The sequence below is a fragment of the Pasteurellaceae bacterium RH1A genome, assembly GCA_012221805.1.
GTDB lineage: Bacteria > Pseudomonadota > Gammaproteobacteria > Enterobacterales > Pasteurellaceae > RH1A.
The window spans coordinates 156,616-176,099 of record CP015195.1 but is presented as its reverse complement, the minus strand read 5'-3'; the positions used below and the strand labels follow the sequence as shown (position 1 = coordinate 176,099).

At 46.4% G+C, this 19,484-nt stretch carries 27 protein-coding genes; 18 read left to right on the top strand and 9 right to left on the bottom strand.

Annotated features, from left to right (window positions below; all coding sequences use genetic code 11):
- Positions 1 to 33: 33 nt before the first annotated feature.
- Together A4G20_00875 and A4G20_00870 are read right to left on the bottom strand one after the other, a co-directional pair.
- On the bottom strand, positions 34 to 462 hold the full coding sequence (locus A4G20_00875; protein QIW15022.1) for a PAS sensor domain-containing protein: 429 nt from the start codon (positions 460 to 462) through the stop codon (positions 34 to 36).
- A 104-nt stretch (positions 463 to 566) separates the two neighbouring features.
- Positions 567 to 1,379, bottom strand: coding sequence for a hypothetical protein (locus A4G20_00870; GenBank protein ID QIW15021.1), 813 nt, complete (start codon positions 1,377 to 1,379; stop codon positions 567 to 569).
- 231 nt (positions 1,380 to 1,610) lie between these two features.
- On the opposite strand from A4G20_00870, the gene A4G20_00865 reads away from it, so the two are divergent.
- Positions 1,611 to 2,024 carry a preprotein translocase subunit SecE gene (locus A4G20_00865; GenBank protein QIW15020.1) on the top strand — a complete coding sequence of 138 codons (414 nt, stop codon included), beginning with the start codon at positions 1,611 to 1,613 and terminating at the stop codon, positions 2,022 to 2,024.
- A 1-nt stretch (position 2,025) separates the two neighbouring features.
- Positions 2,026 to 2,592 carry a transcription termination/antitermination protein NusG gene (nusG, locus tag A4G20_00860; protein ID QIW15019.1) on the top strand — a complete coding sequence of 189 codons (567 nt, stop codon included), beginning with the start codon at positions 2,026 to 2,028 and terminating at the stop codon, positions 2,590 to 2,592.
- Between the two features lie 68 nt (positions 2,593 to 2,660).
- Here the strand turns inward: nusG and A4G20_00855 are convergent, their stop codons facing one another.
- On the bottom strand, positions 2,661 to 2,945 hold the full coding sequence (locus tag A4G20_00855; GenBank protein ID QIW15018.1) for a hypothetical protein: 285 nt from the start codon (positions 2,943 to 2,945) through the stop codon (positions 2,661 to 2,663).
- Positions 2,946 to 3,182: 237 nt separating this feature from the next.
- Between A4G20_00855 and A4G20_00850 the strand changes: the two genes are divergently transcribed.
- Complete coding sequence (locus A4G20_00850; protein QIW15017.1) at positions 3,183 to 4,484, top strand: hypothetical protein; 1,302 nt, start codon at positions 3,183 to 3,185, stop codon at positions 4,482 to 4,484.
- A 68-nt stretch (positions 4,485 to 4,552) separates the two neighbouring features.
- Positions 4,553 to 5,110, top strand: coding sequence for a cysteine methyltransferase (locus A4G20_00845; protein ID QIW15016.1), 558 nt, complete (start codon positions 4,553 to 4,555; stop codon positions 5,108 to 5,110).
- Positions 5,111 to 5,139: 29 nt separating this feature from the next.
- On the opposite strand, the gene A4G20_00840 is transcribed toward A4G20_00845, so the two are convergent.
- The 4 genes from A4G20_00840 to A4G20_00825 form a co-directional block, all read right to left on the bottom strand.
- Positions 5,140 to 5,340, bottom strand: a complete 201-nt coding sequence (locus A4G20_00840; protein QIW16816.1) for a hypothetical protein — start codon at positions 5,338 to 5,340, stop codon at positions 5,140 to 5,142.
- Positions 5,341 to 5,441: 101 nt separating this feature from the next.
- Positions 5,442 to 6,176, bottom strand: coding sequence for a 23S rRNA (guanosine(2251)-2'-O)-methyltransferase RlmB (locus tag A4G20_00835; GenBank protein ID QIW15015.1), 735 nt, complete (start codon positions 6,174 to 6,176; stop codon positions 5,442 to 5,444).
- 24 nt (positions 6,177 to 6,200) lie between these two features.
- Positions 6,201 to 7,043, bottom strand: a complete 843-nt coding sequence (locus A4G20_00830; GenBank protein QIW15014.1) for a phage antirepressor protein — start codon at positions 7,041 to 7,043, stop codon at positions 6,201 to 6,203.
- A 148-nt stretch (positions 7,044 to 7,191) separates the two neighbouring features.
- Positions 7,192 to 8,772 (bottom strand): peptide chain release factor 3, encoded by a 1,581-nt coding sequence (locus A4G20_00825; GenBank protein QIW15013.1) that lies wholly within the window; start codon positions 8,770 to 8,772, stop codon positions 7,192 to 7,194.
- Between the two features lie 113 nt (positions 8,773 to 8,885).
- On the opposite strand from A4G20_00825, the gene A4G20_00820 reads away from it, so the two are divergent.
- Both A4G20_00820 and A4G20_00815 read left to right on the top strand, forming a co-directional pair.
- On the top strand, positions 8,886 to 9,464 hold the full coding sequence (locus A4G20_00820; GenBank protein ID QIW15012.1) for a hypothetical protein: 579 nt from the start codon (positions 8,886 to 8,888) through the stop codon (positions 9,462 to 9,464).
- Between the two features lie 131 nt (positions 9,465 to 9,595).
- On the top strand, positions 9,596 to 10,441 hold the full coding sequence (locus A4G20_00815; GenBank protein ID QIW15011.1) for a patatin family protein: 846 nt from the start codon (positions 9,596 to 9,598) through the stop codon (positions 10,439 to 10,441).
- A 53-nt stretch (positions 10,442 to 10,494) separates the two neighbouring features.
- Here A4G20_00815 and A4G20_00810 read toward each other — a convergent pair whose 3' ends face one another.
- Positions 10,495 to 10,995, bottom strand: a complete 501-nt coding sequence (locus A4G20_00810; protein QIW15010.1) for a hypothetical protein — start codon at positions 10,993 to 10,995, stop codon at positions 10,495 to 10,497.
- A gap of 175 nt (positions 10,996 to 11,170) precedes the next feature.
- A complete protein-coding gene (locus tag A4G20_00805) occupies positions 11,171 to 12,655 on the bottom strand; it encodes a potassium transporter (protein QIW15009.1) in 1,485 nt (494 codons plus the stop codon).
- A gap of 394 nt (positions 12,656 to 13,049) precedes the next feature.
- Here A4G20_00805 and A4G20_00800 point away from each other — a divergent pair, with 394 nt between their 5' ends.
- From A4G20_00800 to A4G20_00745, 12 genes are all read left to right on the top strand, one after another.
- Positions 13,050 to 13,862 carry a hypothetical protein gene (locus tag A4G20_00800; GenBank protein QIW15008.1) on the top strand — a complete coding sequence of 271 codons (813 nt, stop codon included), beginning with the start codon at positions 13,050 to 13,052 and terminating at the stop codon, positions 13,860 to 13,862.
- A gap of 444 nt (positions 13,863 to 14,306) precedes the next feature.
- On the top strand, positions 14,307 to 14,618 hold the full coding sequence (locus A4G20_00795; GenBank protein QIW15007.1) for a 30S ribosomal protein S10: 312 nt from the start codon (positions 14,307 to 14,309) through the stop codon (positions 14,616 to 14,618).
- A gap of 25 nt (positions 14,619 to 14,643) precedes the next feature.
- Positions 14,644 to 15,276 carry a 50S ribosomal protein L3 gene (locus A4G20_00790; protein QIW15006.1) on the top strand — a complete coding sequence of 211 codons (633 nt, stop codon included), beginning with the start codon at positions 14,644 to 14,646 and terminating at the stop codon, positions 15,274 to 15,276.
- A gap of 15 nt (positions 15,277 to 15,291) precedes the next feature.
- Entirely contained in the window at positions 15,292 to 15,897 is a 606-nt protein-coding gene (locus tag A4G20_00785) for a 50S ribosomal protein L4 (protein ID QIW15005.1), read from the top strand.
- On the top strand, positions 15,894 to 16,196 hold the full coding sequence (locus A4G20_00780) for a 50S ribosomal protein L23 (GenBank protein ID QIW15004.1): 303 nt from the start codon (positions 15,894 to 15,896) through the stop codon (positions 16,194 to 16,196). Before A4G20_00785 ends, A4G20_00780 begins: the two co-directional genes overlap by 4 nt.
- A gap of 20 nt (positions 16,197 to 16,216) precedes the next feature.
- Positions 16,217 to 17,038, top strand: a complete 822-nt coding sequence (locus tag A4G20_00775; GenBank protein ID QIW15003.1) for a 50S ribosomal protein L2 — start codon at positions 16,217 to 16,219, stop codon at positions 17,036 to 17,038.
- Between the two features lie 25 nt (positions 17,039 to 17,063).
- The gene (locus A4G20_00770; GenBank protein ID QIW15002.1) at positions 17,064 to 17,339 is read left to right on the top strand and encodes a 30S ribosomal protein S19; all 276 of its coding nucleotides are present in this window, start codon (positions 17,064 to 17,066) and stop codon (positions 17,337 to 17,339) included.
- Between the two features lie 10 nt (positions 17,340 to 17,349).
- Entirely contained in the window at positions 17,350 to 17,682 is a 333-nt protein-coding gene (locus tag A4G20_00765) for a 50S ribosomal protein L22 (GenBank protein QIW15001.1), read from the top strand.
- A 17-nt stretch (positions 17,683 to 17,699) separates the two neighbouring features.
- Positions 17,700 to 18,410 (top strand): 30S ribosomal protein S3, encoded by a 711-nt coding sequence (locus tag A4G20_00760; GenBank protein QIW15000.1) that lies wholly within the window; start codon positions 17,700 to 17,702, stop codon positions 18,408 to 18,410.
- A gap of 11 nt (positions 18,411 to 18,421) precedes the next feature.
- Positions 18,422 to 18,832 carry a 50S ribosomal protein L16 gene (locus tag A4G20_00755; GenBank protein ID QIW14999.1) on the top strand — a complete coding sequence of 137 codons (411 nt, stop codon included), beginning with the start codon at positions 18,422 to 18,424 and terminating at the stop codon, positions 18,830 to 18,832.
- Positions 18,832 to 19,023 (top strand): 50S ribosomal protein L29, encoded by a 192-nt coding sequence (locus tag A4G20_00750; protein ID QIW14998.1) that lies wholly within the window; start codon positions 18,832 to 18,834, stop codon positions 19,021 to 19,023. The genes A4G20_00755 and A4G20_00750 overlap by 1 nt, the downstream gene beginning before the upstream one ends.
- Complete coding sequence (locus A4G20_00745) at positions 19,023 to 19,280, top strand: 30S ribosomal protein S17 (protein QIW14997.1); 258 nt, start codon at positions 19,023 to 19,025, stop codon at positions 19,278 to 19,280. Before A4G20_00750 ends, A4G20_00745 begins: the two co-directional genes overlap by 1 nt.
- The last annotated feature ends 204 nt before the right edge of the window (positions 19,281 to 19,484 follow it).

The window sequence follows — 19,484 nt, the reverse complement described above, 5'->3', positions numbered from 1 at the left end:
CCATCATACATTTTACGGTGCCTAATAAGGGTATTACTCGTAATACTCATCAAACACTTCTTTAGCCGCTTCCACCGCCTCGAAGTTTTGCATTAAATCGTTGATTACACGGCGAACGCTGATGTAGCCTGTGATCTGGCCGGCTTCATCAAAAATCGGCTGAACGGTGGTATCCACCACATAAACCACACCGCCCTTACCGCAGTTTGGCACGATACCTGTCCAGATTTTACCGGCTTGGATGGTGTCCCACATCTCCTTGTAAACCGCTTTTGGCACAGACGGGTGACGCACGATGTTGTGCGGTTGGCCAATCAATTCTTCACGAGAAAAACCTGTAAGTTTGCAGAAAAGGTCGTTAGCGTAGGTGATCACGCCTTGGAGGTCGGTGGTTGAAATCACGAGGGTGTCTTGAACTGCTTTTAAAAGAAGCTCGTTTGAAGGGACGATTTGTTCTGCCATTGGGAGTCTCCATATAGAATGTAAAAGGACGGGCTAAAAACCCACTAAAAAAGTAGGAATAAAATACCTGTTTCCTGACGGATAGTAAACATTCTCATTTTGATCTAGAACAAACTTTTGTTAAATTCCAAGAGGCACATATAGAGGGCGATGAGGAGCAGGATAATGGCCAAATAGAGGCGGGTACGCTCAGGGCTGATGACTCCACGCAGGCGCATGGAGCAGCCACTCATCAGGAGCGAACCTGCAGTTACCACGCCAACAATTAGAAAGTTTACATAGCCCAACTGGCCGTTTAACTCTAGGCTAGTGTGGAGGGGGCGGGTCAGGTAGCCATAGAGGTTGCCCAGGCCACCGATGATCATCATATAGTTGGTATAAACCGCAATCTGCTTGGTTTTGACCGAGGATAACTGCCCGACCAGGGGAGCCAAAATAGAACCGCCGCCAATGCCAGTAATCCCCGCTACCAGGCCACCCGCCGCACAAAAGACCGATCCCTTAAGCCGTTCCTTAAGCGTAACAGGCTGATCGCTTTCAATTTTTTGACGGTTGAGTAGGGTCTTGATGGCCAAAAGGCTGAGGCTGACGGTAAAAATCAGGCTGACAATGAGGCTGGAAAAGAGAAAGCTCAACTCAAAACCGACTTGTACCCCCACAATCATCCCCAGCGACCAAAGCAGCATACTTTTCAGATCAATAGCAACCTTTTGCTTGCGGAAGGAAAAGAGATTGATGGCAGAGGTACACATCACAATGGTCAGCGAGGTGGCGGCTACCACTTGTAGGGGAAGTTCTGGAAAAAGGGTACGCAGAATGGGCACCATCAAGACCCCGCCCCCAATGCCAAAAAGGGCAGAAACCAGGTTGGTTGCCATACCGCACAAGACCAGGATAAAAAGAATAAGGGCTGTCATCTAGCATTCCACCAAGGATTTTTTCTTATTTTGTCGCAAATTTTGCCAAGGCCTTATGATGGCCATCATATACGGGCAAAAAATTTCTTTCTATGGGCAAGACAGCCAGGCAGCAAGCGGGCAAATTTCGCAGAAAATTTGCAAAAGTGCGTGGCAAGTTAGGTTGTAAAATGCTAAAATCCCTCGCTTTCAAAGTTTAACGTTTTCTTTCCAAATATATTTAGGTTGAATATGGCAACAAATATCAAAAACAAGGCCCCTGAACAAATCGAAGAAAAAGGGGAAAAAAGCAAGGGCCTAAATGGCCTCTTATGGGTGCTTGCACTCGGATTACTTGCCGCTGCCGCTGTTGGTAATGCCTACTTTGCAACACATTTCTCCTTATTGGTTCGAGTGCTTGCCTTAGTTGCTCTCTGTGGTGCAGCCATTGGTTTAGCCGCCATCACCAATCAAGGCCAAAAAGCCATTCGCTTTGCCAAAGACTCTCGTCAAGAATTACGCAAAATCATTTGGCCAACCCGCCCAGAAGCCACCCAAACCACCCTTATCGTGGTGGCCATGTGTGTGGTGGTGGCCCTTGCCCTGTGGGGGATTGACTCCATTATCGTTGCGTTAATTACCTTTTTAACCGAGTTGAGATTCTAAGATGACTGAATTAGTAGAAAAAGAACCAACCAAGATGCGTTGGTATGTATTGCAAGCCTTCTCTGGCTTTGAGGCCCGTGTGGCCATGACCCTGCGTGAATACATCAAATTGCACAATATGCAGGATCAGTTCGGCGAAGTGTTAGTGCCAACTGAAGAAGTGGTGGAGAACGTAAACGGCCGCCGCCGCAAAACCGAACGCAAATTCTTCCCAGGCTATGTGCTGGTTCAAATGGAAATGAATGACGACACCTGGCACTTGGTTAAAAGTGTGCCTCGTGTGATGGGATTTATTGGCGGCACCGCAGATAAACCTGCCCCAATCAGCCAACGTGAAGCCGACCGCATTCTAAACCGTGTTCAAGAAACAGCCGACAAGCCACGTCACCGCCTCGAATTCCAACCAGGCGAAGAAGTCCGTGTGACCGAAGGCCCATTTGCCGACTTTACGGGTACAGTGGAAGAAGTGGACTACGAAAAAGGCCGCCTCAAGGTGTCTGTTTCCATCTTCGGCCGTGCAACCCCTGTTGAGCTTGAGTTTGCTCAAGTGGAAAAACAGCACGGTTAAGATTTGCTTGATATAATAGAAAAATGGCACGCGATTGGCGTGCCATTTTTTATGGGGATTAAACCCTCTTAACGAGTTGAAAGCTGGAAGATCATGGATTCCGCTTGGCAGCAGAATTCAAAACGGGCGCTTAACTCAACACCACCATCGACCTCCTTGAACTGGCTCTCGATCTTGCAAGGATCAGACTGCGCAGCCTGGGCTTTTTCGGTTAAATAGGCTAGGGCTTCTTCTGCTTGGGCCTGGTTGGCATAGACTTGGGAGAAGTCTACCGCACAATCGCTGCCATCAATAATAGTGCCGACATCCACACAGCAGCAGACTGGCGTTTCATTTGCTTTACATTCAGACATTTTCTACCTCATTCATATAAAATAAAGCCTAGTCTAATCCTATCTGCTCCTTTTCGCAACGCAGAGCGACCATTGTTTGACCTAACGCAAAGTAACTGGTCGGAACAGCTTGGCCTGGGCGTAAATAAGATTGCCTCCAGGCGGGGGAATTCGTAAACTTCGTAAGCTTTTTTAACAATATCAGGTCAATTTGCAAGAAATTAGCGCAAAATGACCGCTTGTCTTTAAGGATTACCTATGAAAAAAATGACCAAAACGCTTATTGCGTCTGCCCTTACCTTCACTGCCGCAGGGGCATCAGCCGCCGCCTTCCAATTAGCAGAGGTTTCTACTTCAGGCCTAGGCCTCGCCTATGCAGGTAACGCAGCCGTTGCCGATAATGCCTCTGTGGTGGCCACCAACCCAGCTTTGATGACCAAGTTTAAACGGGCAGAAATTTCTGCGGGCGGCACTTTAATTGATACCAATGTGGATGTTGAGGGTAAAACGGCCTTAAATGTGAACCCACTTTTCGGCAGCGATGCTTCACACAAAAATATCATTCCAACGGCTTTCGTACCAAACCTTTATGTTGTTGTGCCAGTCAATGATCGCTTTGCTCTGGGCGGTGGTGTAAACGTAAACTACGGTTTAAAATCAGAGTTTGGTCAAACCTACAATGCAGGCGTGTTTGCGGGTAAAACTGATTTAACTGCTCTTAACCTTAACCTAAGCGGTGCCTATGAGCTTGGTTATGGCTTTAGTTTTGGTTTGGGCTTAAATGCCGTTTATGCCAAGGCTGAATTAGAGCGTCACGCCGGTGATACTAGTCTTTTATATAACATGACCGCAGGTGCAGCGCTAACCAATAATTCAACCACAGTGAGCCGCATGAAGGGAGATGACTGGGGCTTCGGTTGGAATGTGGGTTTAACCTATGACATTAATGAAGGCAACCGCATTGGTGTAGCCTACCACTCGCCGGTTAAACTTCGCTTTAAAGGTCAATTTTCTAACCAACTTCCTCTTGTACTTGGCGGTACAGCAGGTGCTGAATTACCAGGCAGCCTAGGTCTTGAATTGCCAGCTTATTGGGAAGTTTCAACCTTCCACAAACTCACAGATAAATTGGCCTTCCAATTTAGCTACAAACGTACAGACTGGTCTAGCTTCCAAGAATTACGTGCAACAGGTTCAAATGGTGCACCTTTGTTGCAAAAAGATGAAAAGTTCAGCGACAACTCTCGTGTCGCAGTGGGGCTCTCTTATGATGTGAACCCAGCCCTTACGCTTCGCACAGGTGTGGCTTTTGATGAAACGGCTAGTGTAGAACATCCATCAATTTCTATCCCAGATACCGATCGTACTTGGTACACTGTGGGTGCAACCTACCGCTTCACACCAAATCTCTCTGTTGATTTAGCCTACGCCCACCTGCGTGGTAGCAAATCAAGCTTTACTGAGTCACAAAGATTGTCAAACGGTGCAACTTATTCGGCAGATGTTAAGGTTAAATCTAGTGCCAATATTTACGGCCTCAACCTCAACTACAAATTCTAATTTCAACTCTCTTACAAAGGCGTGTAAACTACACGCCTTTCTTTTTTCTTTCTTTTTCTATAAAGCCTATGATCAGCCCTGTTTTTTACCATTACTACGATTCGCCAGTAGGCCGCCTACTACTTATTGCCCAAGACCAAGCTTTAATTGGCATTGAGTTTGAGCAGGAACAGTTAGCCCAGTCTTTGGAGCAGATGCAGCCTTCCGACCAAGCAAGCGGGCCAATTCAGGCCATTTTTTGCAAAACCCAAGACATTCTGGCAGCCTATTTTGCCGGAGGAAAGTTGGACTTTGCCCAGCTCGATTTTCTCAAGCCCAAAGGCACGGCCTTTCAACAGGCCGTTTGGCAGAAACTGCGGGAAATTCCCTATGGCCAAACCACCAGCTATGGCGAGATAGCCAACCAACTGGGCAAGCCCAAGGCCATGCGGGCAGTAGGCGGTGCGGTAGGGCGGAATCCTATTTCCATCTTAGTGCCCTGCCATCGGGTCTTGGGTAAAAGTGAGGCCCTAACAGGCTTTGGTGGTGGTCTACCGGCCAAACGTTATTTATTGAATTTGGAAGGGATAGGCTACAAGGACAGGGGCATGGAGTTTGTCCAGCCCAAGGGCAAGAAATGGGCATAAAAAATGCCCTCTGGTTGAGGGCATTTCACTTATTTCACTTGGCTACCAATCACGCCACCCAGGGCAGCACCACCTAGGGTTGCGCCTGTGCTTTCACCAATAACATGGCCTGCGACACCACCAATGGCGGCACCAATAGCGGTATTGCGCTGCTGGCGGTCCATATTGCCACAGGCAGTAATAGAAGCCGCAAGGGCCATGGTTGCGATAACTTTAGTTAAGTTTTTCATATTGCTCTCCGAAATAATAATTTGCCAAAAGGCAGATTTAAGACTGGAGAGGCCCCGCAAAGTTCCAACAAGCGGTTTGTTTGGTTAGATTTTTTGCAAGCCTAGGCAGACCGCTGGCGGACAATTTCAAACAGGCAGACGCCTGTGGCGACCGATACATTCAAAGAAGACACCGAGCCTGCCATAGGAATGCTGATAAGCTGATCACAATGCTCACGAGTCAGGCGCCGCATACCCTCGCCCTCTGCCCCCATTACCAAGGCAATGGCCCCAGTCAGTTTGGCCTGATAAAGGGTTTCTGTCGCCTCGCCTGCGGTGCCAACCACCCAAACATTCTGTTCCTGCAAGTCCCGCAGGGTACGGGCCAGATTGGTCACTCTAATTAGTGGCACCACTTCCGCTGCTCCACAAGCCACCTTGCGGGCTGTTGGGGTCAGTTGGGCAGACTTATCCTTAGGCACAATTACGGCGGCCACACCTGCCGCATCGGCTGTGCGTAAACAGGCCCCGAGATTATGGGGGTCAGTTACCCCATCCAGCACCAAGAGAAGGGGATTGGTTTTTTCCTGCAAGATGGCATCAAGATCGTGTTCATTCAGCTCTTTTGTCGGCTTAATCCGAGCAATAATGCCTTGGTGTACCTCACCTTGAGCCTTGTTGTCCAAGGCCGAGCGGTTAAGCTGCTGGATGGTAATTCCGTATTGCTGCAACTGTTTTAGGAGCGGCAACAAGCGTTTATCCTCCCGCCCCTTAAGGACATAGACTTCAATTAAACGCTCAGGCGCATTATTCAAAAAGGCTTCCACTGCGTGAATACCGTAAATTTGTTCGCTCATGTTAATGTTTTACTCATAATAGTGTTATTTTTTGTTAGTGATATTAGCTGTTTCTGCAATGACTTGAATAAAGTGGGTTGCATTTTGTGAGCTAATCACCGAACGGCCAGATTCTGCTTGAATATTTTGTCGTGCCTTACCCGCTACATTTCCACCTCTTTTAGCGATGTTGCGATTTTCATCAAACCCCTGTGGTTTTTCAATGTGAGTAAGCTCGGTTGTTGTGGCTTCGGCAAGCATATTTAATACCAGTTCCAAAGTAGACATATTATCTCGTAAATTTTCTTTTGTAAGTCCTTTGAGTTTTTTATATTCATGAGTATTTATGCCTGCCCAAGCTTTTGTGATCTCATTAGTTAAAATTGCATATTCATTGCCTTTTACGCCATGAGCTTGCCAAGCATCAGTCAACTCTTTTCGCACCTGAATAGCCTGTAAGCGTTGATTAATCCACTCTTTGGTATAACCCTTAGATATATAGGTTTCTAAAGCACGATCGATGGTTAGTTCGGGATCAATGATTTCATCTATCCTATCTTGCCCAACTTGGGCTAGCCACAGCTTAAATGGCTCTGCCTTAGGAGAGGGAATAGATTGAATGATTCGGAAGATATCCCGCATATTGGCTACATCGGTCTTATAATATTTGCCGTCTTTAAAAGATTTCATTTTCAGTTGGTTACAATTTGTAACCGACTGATTTCCCTCTTTTATTAGGCGGCTTTTTAAGACTTTCCAATAGTTACTGGGATTTGCACTCTGAGTGAGTACAGAAACAATATCAATAATGCTAAAGAACCATTCCTGTTTTTGTTCATCCCAAATTGAGCGAATTTGCTGTTGCTCGAATAACTTAATCTCGTCCATTTTAACCTCTATTTAGCCATAAATATTTTAAGTATAAGAAGTTTGTCTGATTTGGCAAACTAGCCTTTTAAGTTTCTCGATCAAGATCACAAAATACAAGCGGGCCAAAATTTGCAAAATCCTGCAAATTTCAACCCGCTTGTAAGCTCTAGTGCTCCCGTGTTTTAAAGAAGGCCACATCAGGATAACGCTCCTGAGCCAAATTCAAATTCACCATGGTCGGGGCGATATAGGTGAGGTTATCACCGCCATCTAGGGCTAAGTTCTGCTCATTCTTGCGTTTAAATTCCTCGAATTTTTTCACATCTGAACATTCCACCCAGCGGGCGGTAGCCACGTTTACGTTTTCGTAAATGGCTTCTACGTTGTACTCGGTTTTGAGGCGGGAGACCACGACATCAAACTGGAGGACACCGACAGCGCCCACGATAAGATCGTTATTCATCAGAGGGCGGAATACCTGCACAGCCCCTTCTTCAGACAGTTGCACCAGGCCCTTGAGGAGCTGCTTCTGCTTGAGCGGATCTTTGAGCCGAATGCGGCGGAAGAGTTCAGGGGCAAAGTTTGGAATACCGGTGAACTTGAGGTTTTCGCCCTGGGTGAAGGTGTCGCCAATCTGAATAGTGCCGTGGTTGTGCAAGCCGATAATATCGCCGGCATAGGCCTCTTCAGCGTGGGTACGGTCGCCAGCCATAAAGGTCAGGGCATCGGAAATCACCACATCCTTGCCAATACGGACGTGCTTGAGCTTCATCCCCTTTTCATACTTGCCCGAAACCACCCGCATAAAGGCCACACGGTCTCGGTGTTTCGGATCCATATTGGCCTGGATCTTAAAGACGAAGCCAGAGAATTTTTCCTCTAAACTCTCCACCGTGCGGGCATCGGCCTCACGGGCTTGGGGTTTAGGTGCCCATTCGGTCAGGCCATCTAGGAAGTGATCGACCCCGAAGTTACCCAAGGCTGTCCCGAAGAAAACGGGGGTCAATTCGCCCTTGATAAAGGCCTCGTGCTCAAACTCGTTGCTGGCCCCTTGGACAAGCTCTAGCTCTTCCCGCAGTTGGTTGGCCAAATCATCGCCCACGGCCTGATCCAGCTCAGGGTTGTCTAGGCCCTTGATGGTGCGGACTTCTTGAATGGTATGGCCCTGGCCGGTTTGGTAGAGGTAGGTTTCATCCTTGGCGATGTGGTAAACCCCCTTAAAGAGCTTGCCACAGCCGATAGGCCAGGTAATAGGGGCACAGCGGATTTTGAGCACGCTTTCCACCTCGTCCAACAGCTCCATCGGATCCCGAATATCCCGGTCTAACTTGTTCATAAAGGTAAGAATGGGTGTGTCCCGCAGACGAGTAACCTCCATCAATTTGATGGTACGTTCCTCAACCCCCTTGGCCGAGTCAATCACCATCAGGCAGCTGTCCACAGCGGTCAGCGTGCGGTAGGTATCTTCCGAGAAGTCCTCGTGGCCTGGGGTGTCTAGTAGGTTTACCAGGCAATCGTTATAAGGGAACTGCATCACCGAGGTGGTAATGGAGATACCCCGTTGTTTTTCCATTTCCATCCAGTCGGACTTGGCGTGGGCGGCCGAGCCCTTGCCCTTGACTGATCCTGCGGTTTGAATGGCGTTTCCGTAAAGAAGCACCTTTTCGGTAATGGTGGTTTTACCCGCATCGGGGTGGGAGATAATCGCAAAGGTACGACGTTTATTGACTTCTTGTGGGTAGGACATAATCTTTCTTTCTCTAATTAAAAACGGGCTATTTTCCCCTATCTTGGCTTTTCCGACAACCTAAAATGGTGGATAATGTTGAGGAATTTTTACACTTAACCCAAGGAGAGAGGATGAAATGGTTTTTGCAGGCCTTTAAAAATAGCTTTAATTTTCGCAGCCGTGCCAGACGGGCCGAATATGGCTGGTTTTTATTGGGGAATTTTTTGATTAGCCTACTCTTTATGCTGTGCTTGTTGTTAGTTGGTGGCCTTTCAGCCCTTGGGGCTGCGGCCTATTCTTCTGACGCAGCCTTGGTCGGCACAGGCCTGTTGGTGATGGGGATTTATCTGATTTATATCCTTTATCAGCTGGTGATGATCCTGCCCTCTATCAGCGTGACGGTACGCCGTATGCACGATTTGGGCTGGTCTGGCTGGTGGTTGCTCCTGCTTATTCTTGCGCCCTTTATCCTCTTGTTTGGCTTTGCCTTGGCAGGCAGCCCAGAAGAGTTGGATAATATTCATTCAGGCCTGCCTTTTGCTTACCTTGCCGCCAACTTGCTCCTGGCCTTTGTCTATTTTGTTTTTGGTTTGATCTTGCTCTTTAAAGACGGCCAACGCTTTGCCAATAAGTATGGCCCAGATCCAAAAGAGGAAGAACTGGTTAAATTAGCCGAGCAAGTGGCGGCCAGGATTAATCAACAACAGTAATCTGCAAGCGGTTGAAAAATTGCAAGAATTTGCAAATATTCAGCCGCTTGTAGGGTGCGATTTATCGCACCATTCAACCCTTGTGCGTTATCGGTGCGGTAAACCGCATCCTACACTAGATAAGGAAACAAATGAAAGTCGGTTTAGTGCTTGAGGGCGGTGGGATGCGGGCCATCTTTACTGCGGGTGTCTTGGACGTTTTCATGCAGGAGAGCATTCAAGTGGACGGCATTGTGGCCGTCTCAGCGGGCGTACTCTTTGGGGTTAATTTGCCCTCACAGCAGCCAGGCCGGGTGTTGCGTTACAACAAGGCCTATTTGAATGATCCTCGCTATATGGGCTGGAAAAGTTTGCTGACCACGGGCAATGTGGTCAATAAGGATTTCGCCTTTTATGAGCTGCCCTTTAGCCTCGACCCCTTTGATAACCAAGCCTTCAAACAGGCCCAGACCGACTTTTATGCCACCCTCACCAATGTAGAAACTGGCCAGGCAGAGTATGTCAAACTGACCGATCCTTTTGCCCAAATGGAAGTCCTGCGGGCCACCTCCGCCATGCCGCTGGTGTCTAAAATGGTGGAAATTGAGGGCAAACGCTACCTAGACGGCGGCATTGCCGACAGCATTCCCCTGCAAAAGGCCTTGGACTTGGGTTTTGATAAGATAATTGTAGTCTTAACCCAACCCTTGGACTACCGCAAATCGCCTGCCAACCCCTTCCTCTTTAAGCTCTTTTATCGCCAATATCCCCATCTGCTTGAGGCCCTGCTGCAACGCCACCAACATTACAATCGCAGTCTTGAGCAGATTATAGATTTACAGGCCAAGCAGGAAATTTTCGTGATTCGCCCCTCTCAAATGTTGCCGATTAGCCGTATTGAAAAGGATTGGAGCCGAGTGCAGGCCATGTATGATTTAGGTGTGAGGGATACTGAACAGGCACTTGCTGGCTTGCGGGCCTATCTACAAGCGGGCTAATTTAGCCAAAAATTTGCAAAAAGAAAGGCGAGGCTCAGGCCCCGCCTTTTTGCTTAGTCAGCGTGATAGTGTTTGGTCACTTGTAAGGTGGCCACCCCGCTAGTGCGGCAAGGTTGAACGCCTTCAGTGACTTGCTCTTGCGTGCCATTGCGGCAAAGGGCAATGGTTTTTTCACCTTGTGAACCCCGATCATAACCGACTGAAGCTTGAATGGTTGGAGCAGCTTGTGCCACCACAGGAGTGCTTGGTGCCTGGGTAAAGACAGGTTGAGAGGCCTGGCTATTCACATAAACTACCTTGCCATCAGGCATAGTATAACCCTTGCCCTGTGGTGCAGGTGCTGCGACAACAGGTGTTGAAACGGTGCCAGAGCTTTTGACCTTTTCCATCCGCACGGCATTAAGGGCCTTTTGATATTCGGCTTCGGCTGCGGCAACCTGTTGAGCCTTTTGCAGGGCTTCAGCTTCCAGTTGGGCTAAACGTGTATCAGCCTGCACCACATTTGCCGCTAAAAGTGCAGTGGCAGAAAGTGTCAATAGTGTCGTTTTTTTCATTATTATCACTCCTTAAGTTAAGTAAGAAAGTTGGGTGAGGACATGCCCTAAATAAAAATAAACAAACTAATTGTAAGGAATAATATACACTTTTTGTATCAAAAATGTATGGTTTTTGTGTAGAAAGTAAGAGGTTAAACCAGTTTTTAGGTGGATTTTTGATAAACATCAAGGGCTAGTGGCGCCAAAAACTCGGGCTTAAGATCACTAAAAGCGTAAAGACCTCCAAACGGCCGCACATCATGGCAAAGGTCAGCACCAGCTTGGCCGAATCGGGCACATGGGTGAAGTTGCTGCTCACACTGCCCAGGGCTGGGCCCAGATTATTGATGGAGGCAATGACTGCATTGAGCCCGTCAAAAGAGTTCATGCCACAGGCAATCACTGCCAGCCAACAGAGTATCAGTACGAAGAAGTAGGCCGAGAGAAAGGCCCAAATCCCCTCCACAATGCGGTCGGGCAGGACACTCTTACCTAGTTTGATGGGTTGGATGATGTTGGGGTGGATAAAGCGTTGGATTTCCCGCCGGCTTTGCAAATAGAGCAGAAGGACCCGCACCGCCTTGAGGCCGCCGCCTGTTGAGCCGGCACAGCCCCCAATAAAGGAGGCCAGCACCAAAAGGGTGGGCAGGAGAGAGGGCCAGAGGCTGAAATCGTTGGAGGTAAAGCCGGCCGTGGTGGACAGCGACACCGACTGCAAGAGGGCCTGGGAAAATGCGGCCTGCGGGCTGTCGAAGTAGTTGTAGAGCATGAGCACCGCAAAGCAAATAGCCAGCAGGACAACCTGCACCAAGATAAAGAAGCGAAATTCAAAGTCCCGCCAGTAGAAACGGCCAATGTCGGCTCGCTGCTTGAGGGCCTGCTTTTCCCGGAACTGAGCCACAAAGGCATAGTGGAGGGAGAAGTTACAAGCGGACAAAATCAGGAAAAAACTTGCAATATAGTTGATGGTGGGGCTGTTGAAGTAGCCCATACTGCTGTCGTGGGTGGAAAAGCCCCCGATGGAGATGGTTGAGAAGCTATGCGAGATAGCATCAAAGGGGCTCATTCCTGCTAGCCAGTAGGCCACGGCACAGAGGAGGGTTAGGGAGAAATAAATGAGCCAGAGGGCCTTGGCCATTTCCGACACCCGGGGGTGGGTTTTTTGCTCCTTGAGTGGGCCAGGCATTTCGGCCCGGTAGAGCTGCATCCGGCCCACACCTAAAAGGGGCATAAGGGCCACGGCTAAAACGATGATCCCCATTCCGCCAAACCATTGGAGGAACTGGCGATAGAAGAGAATGGCCTTGGGCAGGTGATCCAGACCGACAATGACCGTGGCCCCCGTGGTGGTCAGGGCCGAGAAGGATTCAAAGATGGATTCAGCAATGTTGAGATCGGGATTTTCCAGCAGGATAAAAGGCACGGCCCCCATCATGCCCAAGACGAACCAGAAGGCCACCACCAGCAAAAAGGCCTCACGGGAGCGGAGTTCCTGCTTCTTGTCCCGACAGAGCCACCAGAGCATAGCCCCAAAGAGGCATTCAAAGAGAAAGGCCTCCACAAAGGAGCGACCGCCCCCATCGCCATAAATCAGGGCAACACAGGCCGGCACCAGCATAATGACCGAAAAGCTCATAATCAAAATGCCCACAATGCGGAAGATGGATAGAAATTGCACAGAAACCTCGGGTTTGAATTAACGGGGCAATTTTAGCAAGGAAAGGGCAAGCGGTCTAATCTTGCGGGGAATTTGCAAAAAAGTAGGAGGGATTGACCGCTTGTGATGGCAATTCCTAATTTATTAACCTCGCTGGTGCCAGAGGCTTAGAAATCTATGAGGAAGAAAGTATCGCCAGACTTGCTGCCAAACTACTCCAAAAAGCTAACTCCCCAAAACTCTAGGCCAATACAAGCAGGACAAAAAATTCAGACATTTTGACCCGCTTACTGTTTATCTGCATTTAAATAGGAAATGATCAAAAACTTCTTTTTATTGATGAAAAAACTTGCAGATCATTTGTTTTTTTTTTGTACAATCTAGGTGTTTTTTATCAACCACAATGGAGCTTATTATGGCATTTAGCAGAGGTGATCATCTTTATACCATAAGAACAGGGTATACCCACCACGGGATTTATATTGGTAATGGTCAAGTTATTCATTATTCAGGTTTTGCAGATGGTTTTAACCGAGGTCCAGTTGAAGTCACAACACTTGAAAAATTTGCTAATGGGCAAGAATTTGGCGTAATAAACCACCCAGTAAGGGTTTATAACGCTGAAGAAAGTGTGGTACGAGCAGAAAGTCGTTTAGGCGAAGATCTTTACGATTTGGTTTTAAATAATTGTGATGCTTTTGTGCTTTGGTGTATTCAAGGGATAAATGTAAGCTATCAAGTTGTTAGCACTGCTACTACTGCCGCAGCAACATATCAAGCTTATAAAACGTATGCTACTTATGCCACAGGTGGTGCAGTGATTACAGGTGGTTTAAGTAGTTCAGGGATTATTGTCTCAACTGTTCCATTAGCGTCTAATCCAGTAACTGCTCCGCTTTTGATTGGCTTAGGTTTGGCTGTTATGGCAACGAATTCAGATAAACTAGTGGATACCGCTGGAGATGTTATTAGTGGAACGTTGGATACGGTTGTTAATGCTGCGAATGTCACAGCAAATGTTGCCAGCGATATTGTGGATATTACAACGTGTATTGCGAGTGGTGTTGTGAGTGGTGCTGTTAGTGTTGCTAGCGATGCAATTTCTAGTACAGTGGAAGTTGTTGGTGATGTGGCGAGTGGTGCTGTTGACGTTGTTAGCGATGTCGCGAGTAGTACAGTTGATGCCGTGAGCAGTGGCGTAAGAAAGATTTTTAGTATATTTGACTAGGGCGCATCAAATTTACTGTTTTCGTATGCTAAATTTGTTAAAAATTTGCCGAGTCGCGAGGGGGATTCAGCATTTGTCTGAGTAACAGAAAACAGCTCTTTTACATTTTATAATAGCTTTTAATGAATCCCATTGATGGCCTCAGGCTTTACGTTACAGCTACAGGCAATGGTTTATTTGCAATTCTTTTGTAAATAGCCCAAATTTTATTTGCTTCATTTGCAAAAATCGCCTATAATCCACCCGCTTTCGCTTATGGCGTAAGCCGTAAGTGTAGCCGTTTGGTGTAATCATTTACCAAACGCCCTTATCAATTGGATAAGGGGTAACAATGTTCCTAATCTTGGAACTCTATAACAGGTTAATCGCGCTCCCTTAAACTTTCTGGTTTAAGTTTGGTAGTTCGGTTTTTTTATTAGCTAAATAAATTGGAGCTCTGGTCTAATGCAGAACCAAAGAATCCGTATCCGCTTGAAAGCCTTTGATCATCGTTTGATTGATCAATCTACAGCGGAGATCGTAGAAACAGCTAAACGTACTGGTGCACAAGTTCGTGGTCCAATTCCTTTACCAACTCGTAAAGAACGTTTCACGGTATTGATTTCTCCACACGTTAATAAAGACGCGCGTGATCAATATGAAATCCGTACTCACAAACGTTTAGTTGATATTGTTGAACCAACAGAAAAAACTGTTGATGCATTAATGCGTTTAGATCTAGCTGCTGGCGTTGATGTTCAGATTAGTCTAGGTTAATTGGGATATTTAAGAGGTTATTACAATGATTGGTTTAGTCGGTCGTAAAGTTGGTATGACTCGCGTCTTCAATGAAGACGGCGTTTCAGTACCAGTTACTGTTATCGAAATCGAAGCCAACCGTGTTACTCAAGTTAAAACCCTTGAAAACGATGGCTATTCTGCAATTCAAGTTACCACTGGTGCTAAAAAAGCCAGCCGTGTAACGAAGCCAGAAGCAGGCCATTTCGTGAAAGCAGGTGTTGAAGCTGGTCGCGGTTTATGGGAATTTCGTACAGAAGGTGAAACTCAAGAGTTCACTTTAGGTCAAGAAATTAATGTTGACATCTTCGCAGATGTTAAAAAAGTAGACGTTACAGGTACTTCTAAAGGTAAAGGTTTCCAAGGCGGTGTTAAACGCTGGAACTTCCGTACTCAAGACGCTACTCACGGTAACTCTTTATCACACCGTGTGCTTGGTTCTATTGGTCAAAACCAAACGCCAGGCCGTGTGTTTAAAGGTAAAAAAATGGCAGGACACTTGGGTGCTGAGCGTGTAACCGTTCAATCACTTGAAGTTGTTCGTGTTGATGCTGAACGTAAATTACTATTAGTAAAAGGTGCTGTACCTGGTGCTATCAATGGTAATGTTATCGTTAAGCCAGCAGTTAAAGCATAAGTCTAGGAGATAGAGATGGAATTAGTAACTAAAGATGCACAAAGTGCATTGACTGTTTCTGAAACTACCTTCGGACGTGAGTTCAACGAAGCCCTCGTTCACCAAGTTGTTGTTGCTTATGCAGCAGGCGCTCGTCAAGGTTCTCGTGCACAAAAAACTCGTGCTGAAGTGTCTGGTTCAGGTAAAAAACCTTGGCGTCAAAAAGGAACAGGTCGTGCTCGTTCAGGTGATATCAAGTCACCAATCTGGCGTTCTGGTGGTGTAACATTCGCTGCTAAACCACAAGATCACAGCCAAAAAGTGAACAAGAAAATGTACCGTGGTGCAATCAAGAGCATTCTTTCTGAACTTGTTCGTCAAGATCGTTTAGTGGTGGTTGAGAAATTTGAAATCGACGCACCAAAAACGAAAGTATTAGTACAAAAATTAAAAGATATGGCATTAACTGATGCTCTTATCATCACTGCAAGCTTAGATGAAAACCTCTTCTTAGCAGCTCGCAACTTATACAAAGTTGATGTGCGTGATGTTCAAGGTATCGATCCAGTAAGCCTCATCGCTTTCGATAAAGTGGTTGTTACTGTTGATGCTGTTAAGCAAATTGAGGAGATGTTAGCATGATTCAACAAGAACGTTTGCTAAAAGTGCTTAAGGCACCACATATCTCTGAAAAAGCGACAAACAATGCTGAAAAAGGCAACACTATCGTTTTCAAAGTAGCATTAGATGCTAACAAAGTTGAAATTGCTAACGCAGTTGAGCAACTTTTTGAAGTGAAAGTGGATTCTGTGCGTACTGTGGTAGTTAAGGGTAAAACCAAACGTCACGGTGCTAAATCAGGTCGTCGTAGTGACTGGAAAAAAGCGTATGTTACATTAGCTGAAGGTCAAGAACTTGACTTCGCTGGTGCAGCAGAGTAATACGGAGGAGAAAATAGAAAATGGCTATCGTTAAATGTAAGCCGACCTCCGCTGGTCGTCGTCACGTAGTTAAAGTTGTTAACAACGAACTTCATAAGGGTAAACCTTTCGCTGCGTTATTAGATACTAAATCTAAGACTGGTGGTCGTAACAACTTAGGTCGTATTACAACTCGTCACATCGGTGGCGGTCACAAACAACACTATCGTTTAATCGATTTCAAACGTAACAAGTTAGATATCCCTGCGGTAGTTGAGCGTTTAGAATACGATCCAAACCGTTCTGCAAACATTGCACTTGTGCTTTATAAAGATGGTGAGCGTCGTTACATTTTGGCTCCAAAAGGCTTGTCTGCTGGTGACCAAATCCAAGCTGGTGCAACTGCACCAATTAAAGTGGGTAACTCACTCCCAATGCGTAATATCCCAGTGGGTTCTACCGTTCACAACGTAGAATTAAAACCGGGTAAAGGCGGTCAAATCGCTCGTTCTGCGGGTGCATACGTGCAAATCATCGCTCGTGAAGGTAACTATGTAACCTTACGTCTTCGTTCAGGCGAAATGCGTAAAGTGTTAGCAGAGTGCTGTGCGACCATCGGTGAAGTTGGTAACTCAGAACATATGCTTCGCGTACTAGGTAAAGCAGGTGCTAACCGCTGGAGAGGCGTTCGCCCAACAGTTCGTGGTACTGCAATGAACCCAGTAGACCACCCACACGGTGGTGGTGAAGGCCGTAACTTTGGTAAACACCCAGTAACACCTTGGGGCGTTCAAACCAAAGGTAAGAAAACTCGTCACAACAAACGTACTGATAAATTCATCGTACGTCGTCGTGGCAAATAATTTAATTAATTAAAGAGGATAAGCCATGCCACGTTCTCTCAAGAAAGGTCCTTTCCTTGACCTACACTTGTTGAAGAAGGTAGAGAAGGCGGTGGAAAGCGGGGATAAGAAACCAATTAAAACTTGGTCCCGTCGTTCAATGATCATTCCATCAATGATTGGTTTGACCATCGCAGTCCATAATGGTCGTCAGCACGTTCCTGTTTATGTATCTGATGAAATGATCGGTCATAAATTAGGTGAATTTGCCCCGACTCGTACATACCGCGGTCACGCGGCAGATAAGAAAGCTAAGAAATAAGAGGTAAAAGATGGAAACTATTGCAAAACATCGTTACGCTCGCACTTCTGCCCAAAAAGCTCGCTTAGTTGCCGATTTAATTCGTGGTAAAAAAGTTGCAGCCGCATTAGAAATCTTAACTTACACTAACAAAAAAGCAGCCGCTTTAGTGAAGAAAGTATTAGAGTCAGCTATTGCGAATGCAGAGCACAATGACGGTGCAGATATCGATGACCTTAAAGTTGCTAAGATCTTCGTTGATGAAGGTCCAAGCATGAAACGTGTAATGCCACGTGCTAAAGGTCGTGCAGATCGTATTTTAAAACGTACTAGCCACATCACTGTGGTTGTATCAGATCGTTAATCAGTAGAGGAATAGCAATGGGTCAGAAAGTTCATCCACATGGTATTCGCCTAGGTATTGTTAAACCTTGGAGCTCTACTTGGTTCGCGAATACACAAGACTTCGCCGACAACCTAGAAGGCGATTTCAAAGTGCGTCAATTCTTAAACAAAGAATTAGCAAACGCATCTGTTTCACGCATTACAATTGAGCGTCCAGCCAAGAGTATCCGTGTAACAATCCACACAGCACGCCCAGGTATCGTAATCGGTAAGAAAGGCGAAGATGTTGAAAAACTCCGTAACGCAGTGTCTAAAATCGCAGGCGTTCCAGCACAAATCAACATCGCTGAAGTGAAAAAACCAGAGCTAGATGCAAAATTAGTTGCAGATAGCATCGCTTCTCAACTTGAACGTCGTGTCATGTTCCGTCGTGCCATGAAACGTGCCGTACAAAACGCTATGCGTTTAGGTGCTAAAGGCATCAAAGTTGAAGTTAGCGGTCGTTTAGGTGGTGCAGAGATTGCTCGCTCAGAATGGTATCGTGAAGGCCGTGTGCCTCTTCATACTCTTCGTGCGGACATCGACTATAACACGGCTGAAGCCAACACAACTTACGGCGTTATCGGCGTAAAAGTGTGGATCTTCAAAGGTGAAATTCTCGGTGGTATGGCTGCAGTGATGGAAGCTGAACAACAACAACCTGCGGACAAGCCTAAAAAGGCTCCACGCGGCAAAGGTCGTAAGTAAGGAGATCACTGATGTTACAACCAAAACGTACAAAATTCCGTAAAGTTCACAAAGGCCGTAACCGTGGTATCGCGGGCGGTACAGAAGTTAGCTTCGGTACATTCGGTTTAAAAGCAATTGGTCGTGGCCGTTTAACAGCTCGTCAAATCGAAGCAGCACGTCGTGCAATGACACGTGCGGTTAAACGTCAAGGTAAAATCTGGATCCGTGTGTTCCCAGACAAACCAATTACTGAAAAACCATTAGAAGTCCGTATGGGTAAAGGTAAAGGTAACGTTGAGTACTGGGTAGCCCTAATCCAACCGGGTAAAGTATTATATGAAATGGATGGTGTTTCTGAAGAAATCGCCCGCCACGCTTTCGCGTTAGCGGCCGCAAAACTTCCGTTTAAAACAACATTCGTAACTAAGACGGTGATGTAATGAAAGCTCAAGAATTACGTACAAAAAGTGTTGAAGAGCTGAATGCTGAGTTAGTAAACCTTTTAGGTGAACAATTCAAGTTGCGTATGCAAGCAGCCACCGGTCAGCTTCAACAAACCCATCAGTTAAAGCAAGTGCGTCGTAGCATTGCACAAGTAAAAACTGTGTTAACCGAAAAGGCGGGTGAGTAATGACTGATAAAATTCGTACAGTACAAGGTAAAGTAATCAGCGACAAAATGGAGAAATCCTTTGTTGTTGCGATCGAACGTACAGTTAAACACCCAATCTATGGTAAGTTTATCCGTCGTACGACCAAACTTCACGTACACGATGAAAACAACGAAGCTAAACTAGGTGATGTAGTTGAAATCAAGGAATGTCGTCCTGTTTCAAAAACTAAATCTTGGACCTTAGTTCGTGTCGTTGAGAAAGCAATCGTTGCTTAATTAACGCAAGTCAAATAAAAACCCCAATCACGTGAGTGGTTGGGGTTTTGTTTTCTATAATAGGCTAGCAATCTTTGAAGCCAGAAAAACTTGAAAAGTGCGAACATAAAGCATACAATAATCAAAGAAAAAGGGGCGAATTGCTCCGCCCCTCGTTCTATGGTTGGTTGCTGTCTAGCTAATACCTTGAGCAGTGTCGCCAGA

Excerpts from the sequence above, each read along its gene's own strand:
- A4G20_00790 (QIW15006.1), top strand. The coding sequence starts at position 14,644 with ATGATTGGTTTAGTCGGTCGTAAAGTTGGTATGACTCGCGTCTTCAAT.
- A4G20_00775 (QIW15003.1), top strand. The coding sequence starts at position 16,217 with ATGGCTATCGTTAAATGTAAGCCGACCTCCGCTGGTCGTCGTCACGTA.
- A4G20_00755 (QIW14999.1), top strand. The coding sequence starts at position 18,422 with ATGTTACAACCAAAACGTACAAAATTCCGTAAAGTTCACAAAGGCCGT.
- nusG (QIW15019.1), top strand. The coding sequence starts at position 2,026 with ATGACTGAATTAGTAGAAAAAGAACCAACCAAGATGCGTTGGTATGTA.
- A4G20_00835 (QIW15015.1), bottom strand. The coding sequence starts at position 6,176 with ATGAGCGAACAAATTTACGGTATTCACGCAGTGGAAGCCTTTTTGAAT.
- A4G20_00875 (QIW15022.1), bottom strand. The coding sequence starts at position 462 with ATGGCAGAACAAATCGTCCCTTCAAACGAGCTTCTTTTAAAAGCAGTT.
- A4G20_00745 (QIW14997.1), top strand. The coding sequence starts at position 19,023 with ATGACTGATAAAATTCGTACAGTACAAGGTAAAGTAATCAGCGACAAA.
- A4G20_00855 (QIW15018.1), bottom strand. The coding sequence starts at position 2,945 with ATGTCTGAATGTAAAGCAAATGAAACGCCAGTCTGCTGCTGTGTGGAT.
- A4G20_00750 (QIW14998.1), top strand. The coding sequence starts at position 18,832 with ATGAAAGCTCAAGAATTACGTACAAAAAGTGTTGAAGAGCTGAATGCT.
- A4G20_00780 (QIW15004.1), top strand. The coding sequence starts at position 15,894 with ATGATTCAACAAGAACGTTTGCTAAAAGTGCTTAAGGCACCACATATC.
- A4G20_00765 (QIW15001.1), top strand. The coding sequence starts at position 17,350 with ATGGAAACTATTGCAAAACATCGTTACGCTCGCACTTCTGCCCAAAAA.
- A4G20_00795 (QIW15007.1), top strand. The coding sequence starts at position 14,307 with ATGCAGAACCAAAGAATCCGTATCCGCTTGAAAGCCTTTGATCATCGT.
- A4G20_00785 (QIW15005.1), top strand. The coding sequence starts at position 15,292 with ATGGAATTAGTAACTAAAGATGCACAAAGTGCATTGACTGTTTCTGAA.
- A4G20_00865 (QIW15020.1), top strand. The coding sequence starts at position 1,611 with ATGGCAACAAATATCAAAAACAAGGCCCCTGAACAAATCGAAGAAAAA.
- A4G20_00800 (QIW15008.1), top strand. The coding sequence starts at position 13,050 with ATGGCATTTAGCAGAGGTGATCATCTTTATACCATAAGAACAGGGTAT.
- A4G20_00810 (QIW15010.1), bottom strand. The coding sequence starts at position 10,995 with ATGAAAAAAACGACACTATTGACACTTTCTGCCACTGCACTTTTAGCG.
- A4G20_00760 (QIW15000.1), top strand. The coding sequence starts at position 17,700 with ATGGGTCAGAAAGTTCATCCACATGGTATTCGCCTAGGTATTGTTAAA.
- A4G20_00825 (QIW15013.1), bottom strand. The coding sequence starts at position 8,772 with ATGTCCTACCCACAAGAAGTCAATAAACGTCGTACCTTTGCGATTATC.
- A4G20_00820 (QIW15012.1), top strand. The coding sequence starts at position 8,886 with ATGAAATGGTTTTTGCAGGCCTTTAAAAATAGCTTTAATTTTCGCAGC.
- A4G20_00830 (QIW15014.1), bottom strand. The coding sequence starts at position 7,043 with ATGGACGAGATTAAGTTATTCGAGCAACAGCAAATTCGCTCAATTTGG.
- A4G20_00850 (QIW15017.1), top strand. The coding sequence starts at position 3,183 with ATGAAAAAAATGACCAAAACGCTTATTGCGTCTGCCCTTACCTTCACT.
- A4G20_00870 (QIW15021.1), bottom strand. The coding sequence starts at position 1,379 with ATGACAGCCCTTATTCTTTTTATCCTGGTCTTGTGCGGTATGGCAACC.
- A4G20_00815 (QIW15011.1), top strand. The coding sequence starts at position 9,596 with ATGAAAGTCGGTTTAGTGCTTGAGGGCGGTGGGATGCGGGCCATCTTT.
- A4G20_00840 (QIW16816.1), bottom strand. The coding sequence starts at position 5,340 with ATGAAAAACTTAACTAAAGTTATCGCAACCATGGCCCTTGCGGCTTCT.
- A4G20_00770 (QIW15002.1), top strand. The coding sequence starts at position 17,064 with ATGCCACGTTCTCTCAAGAAAGGTCCTTTCCTTGACCTACACTTGTTG.
- A4G20_00845 (QIW15016.1), top strand. The coding sequence starts at position 4,553 with ATGATCAGCCCTGTTTTTTACCATTACTACGATTCGCCAGTAGGCCGC.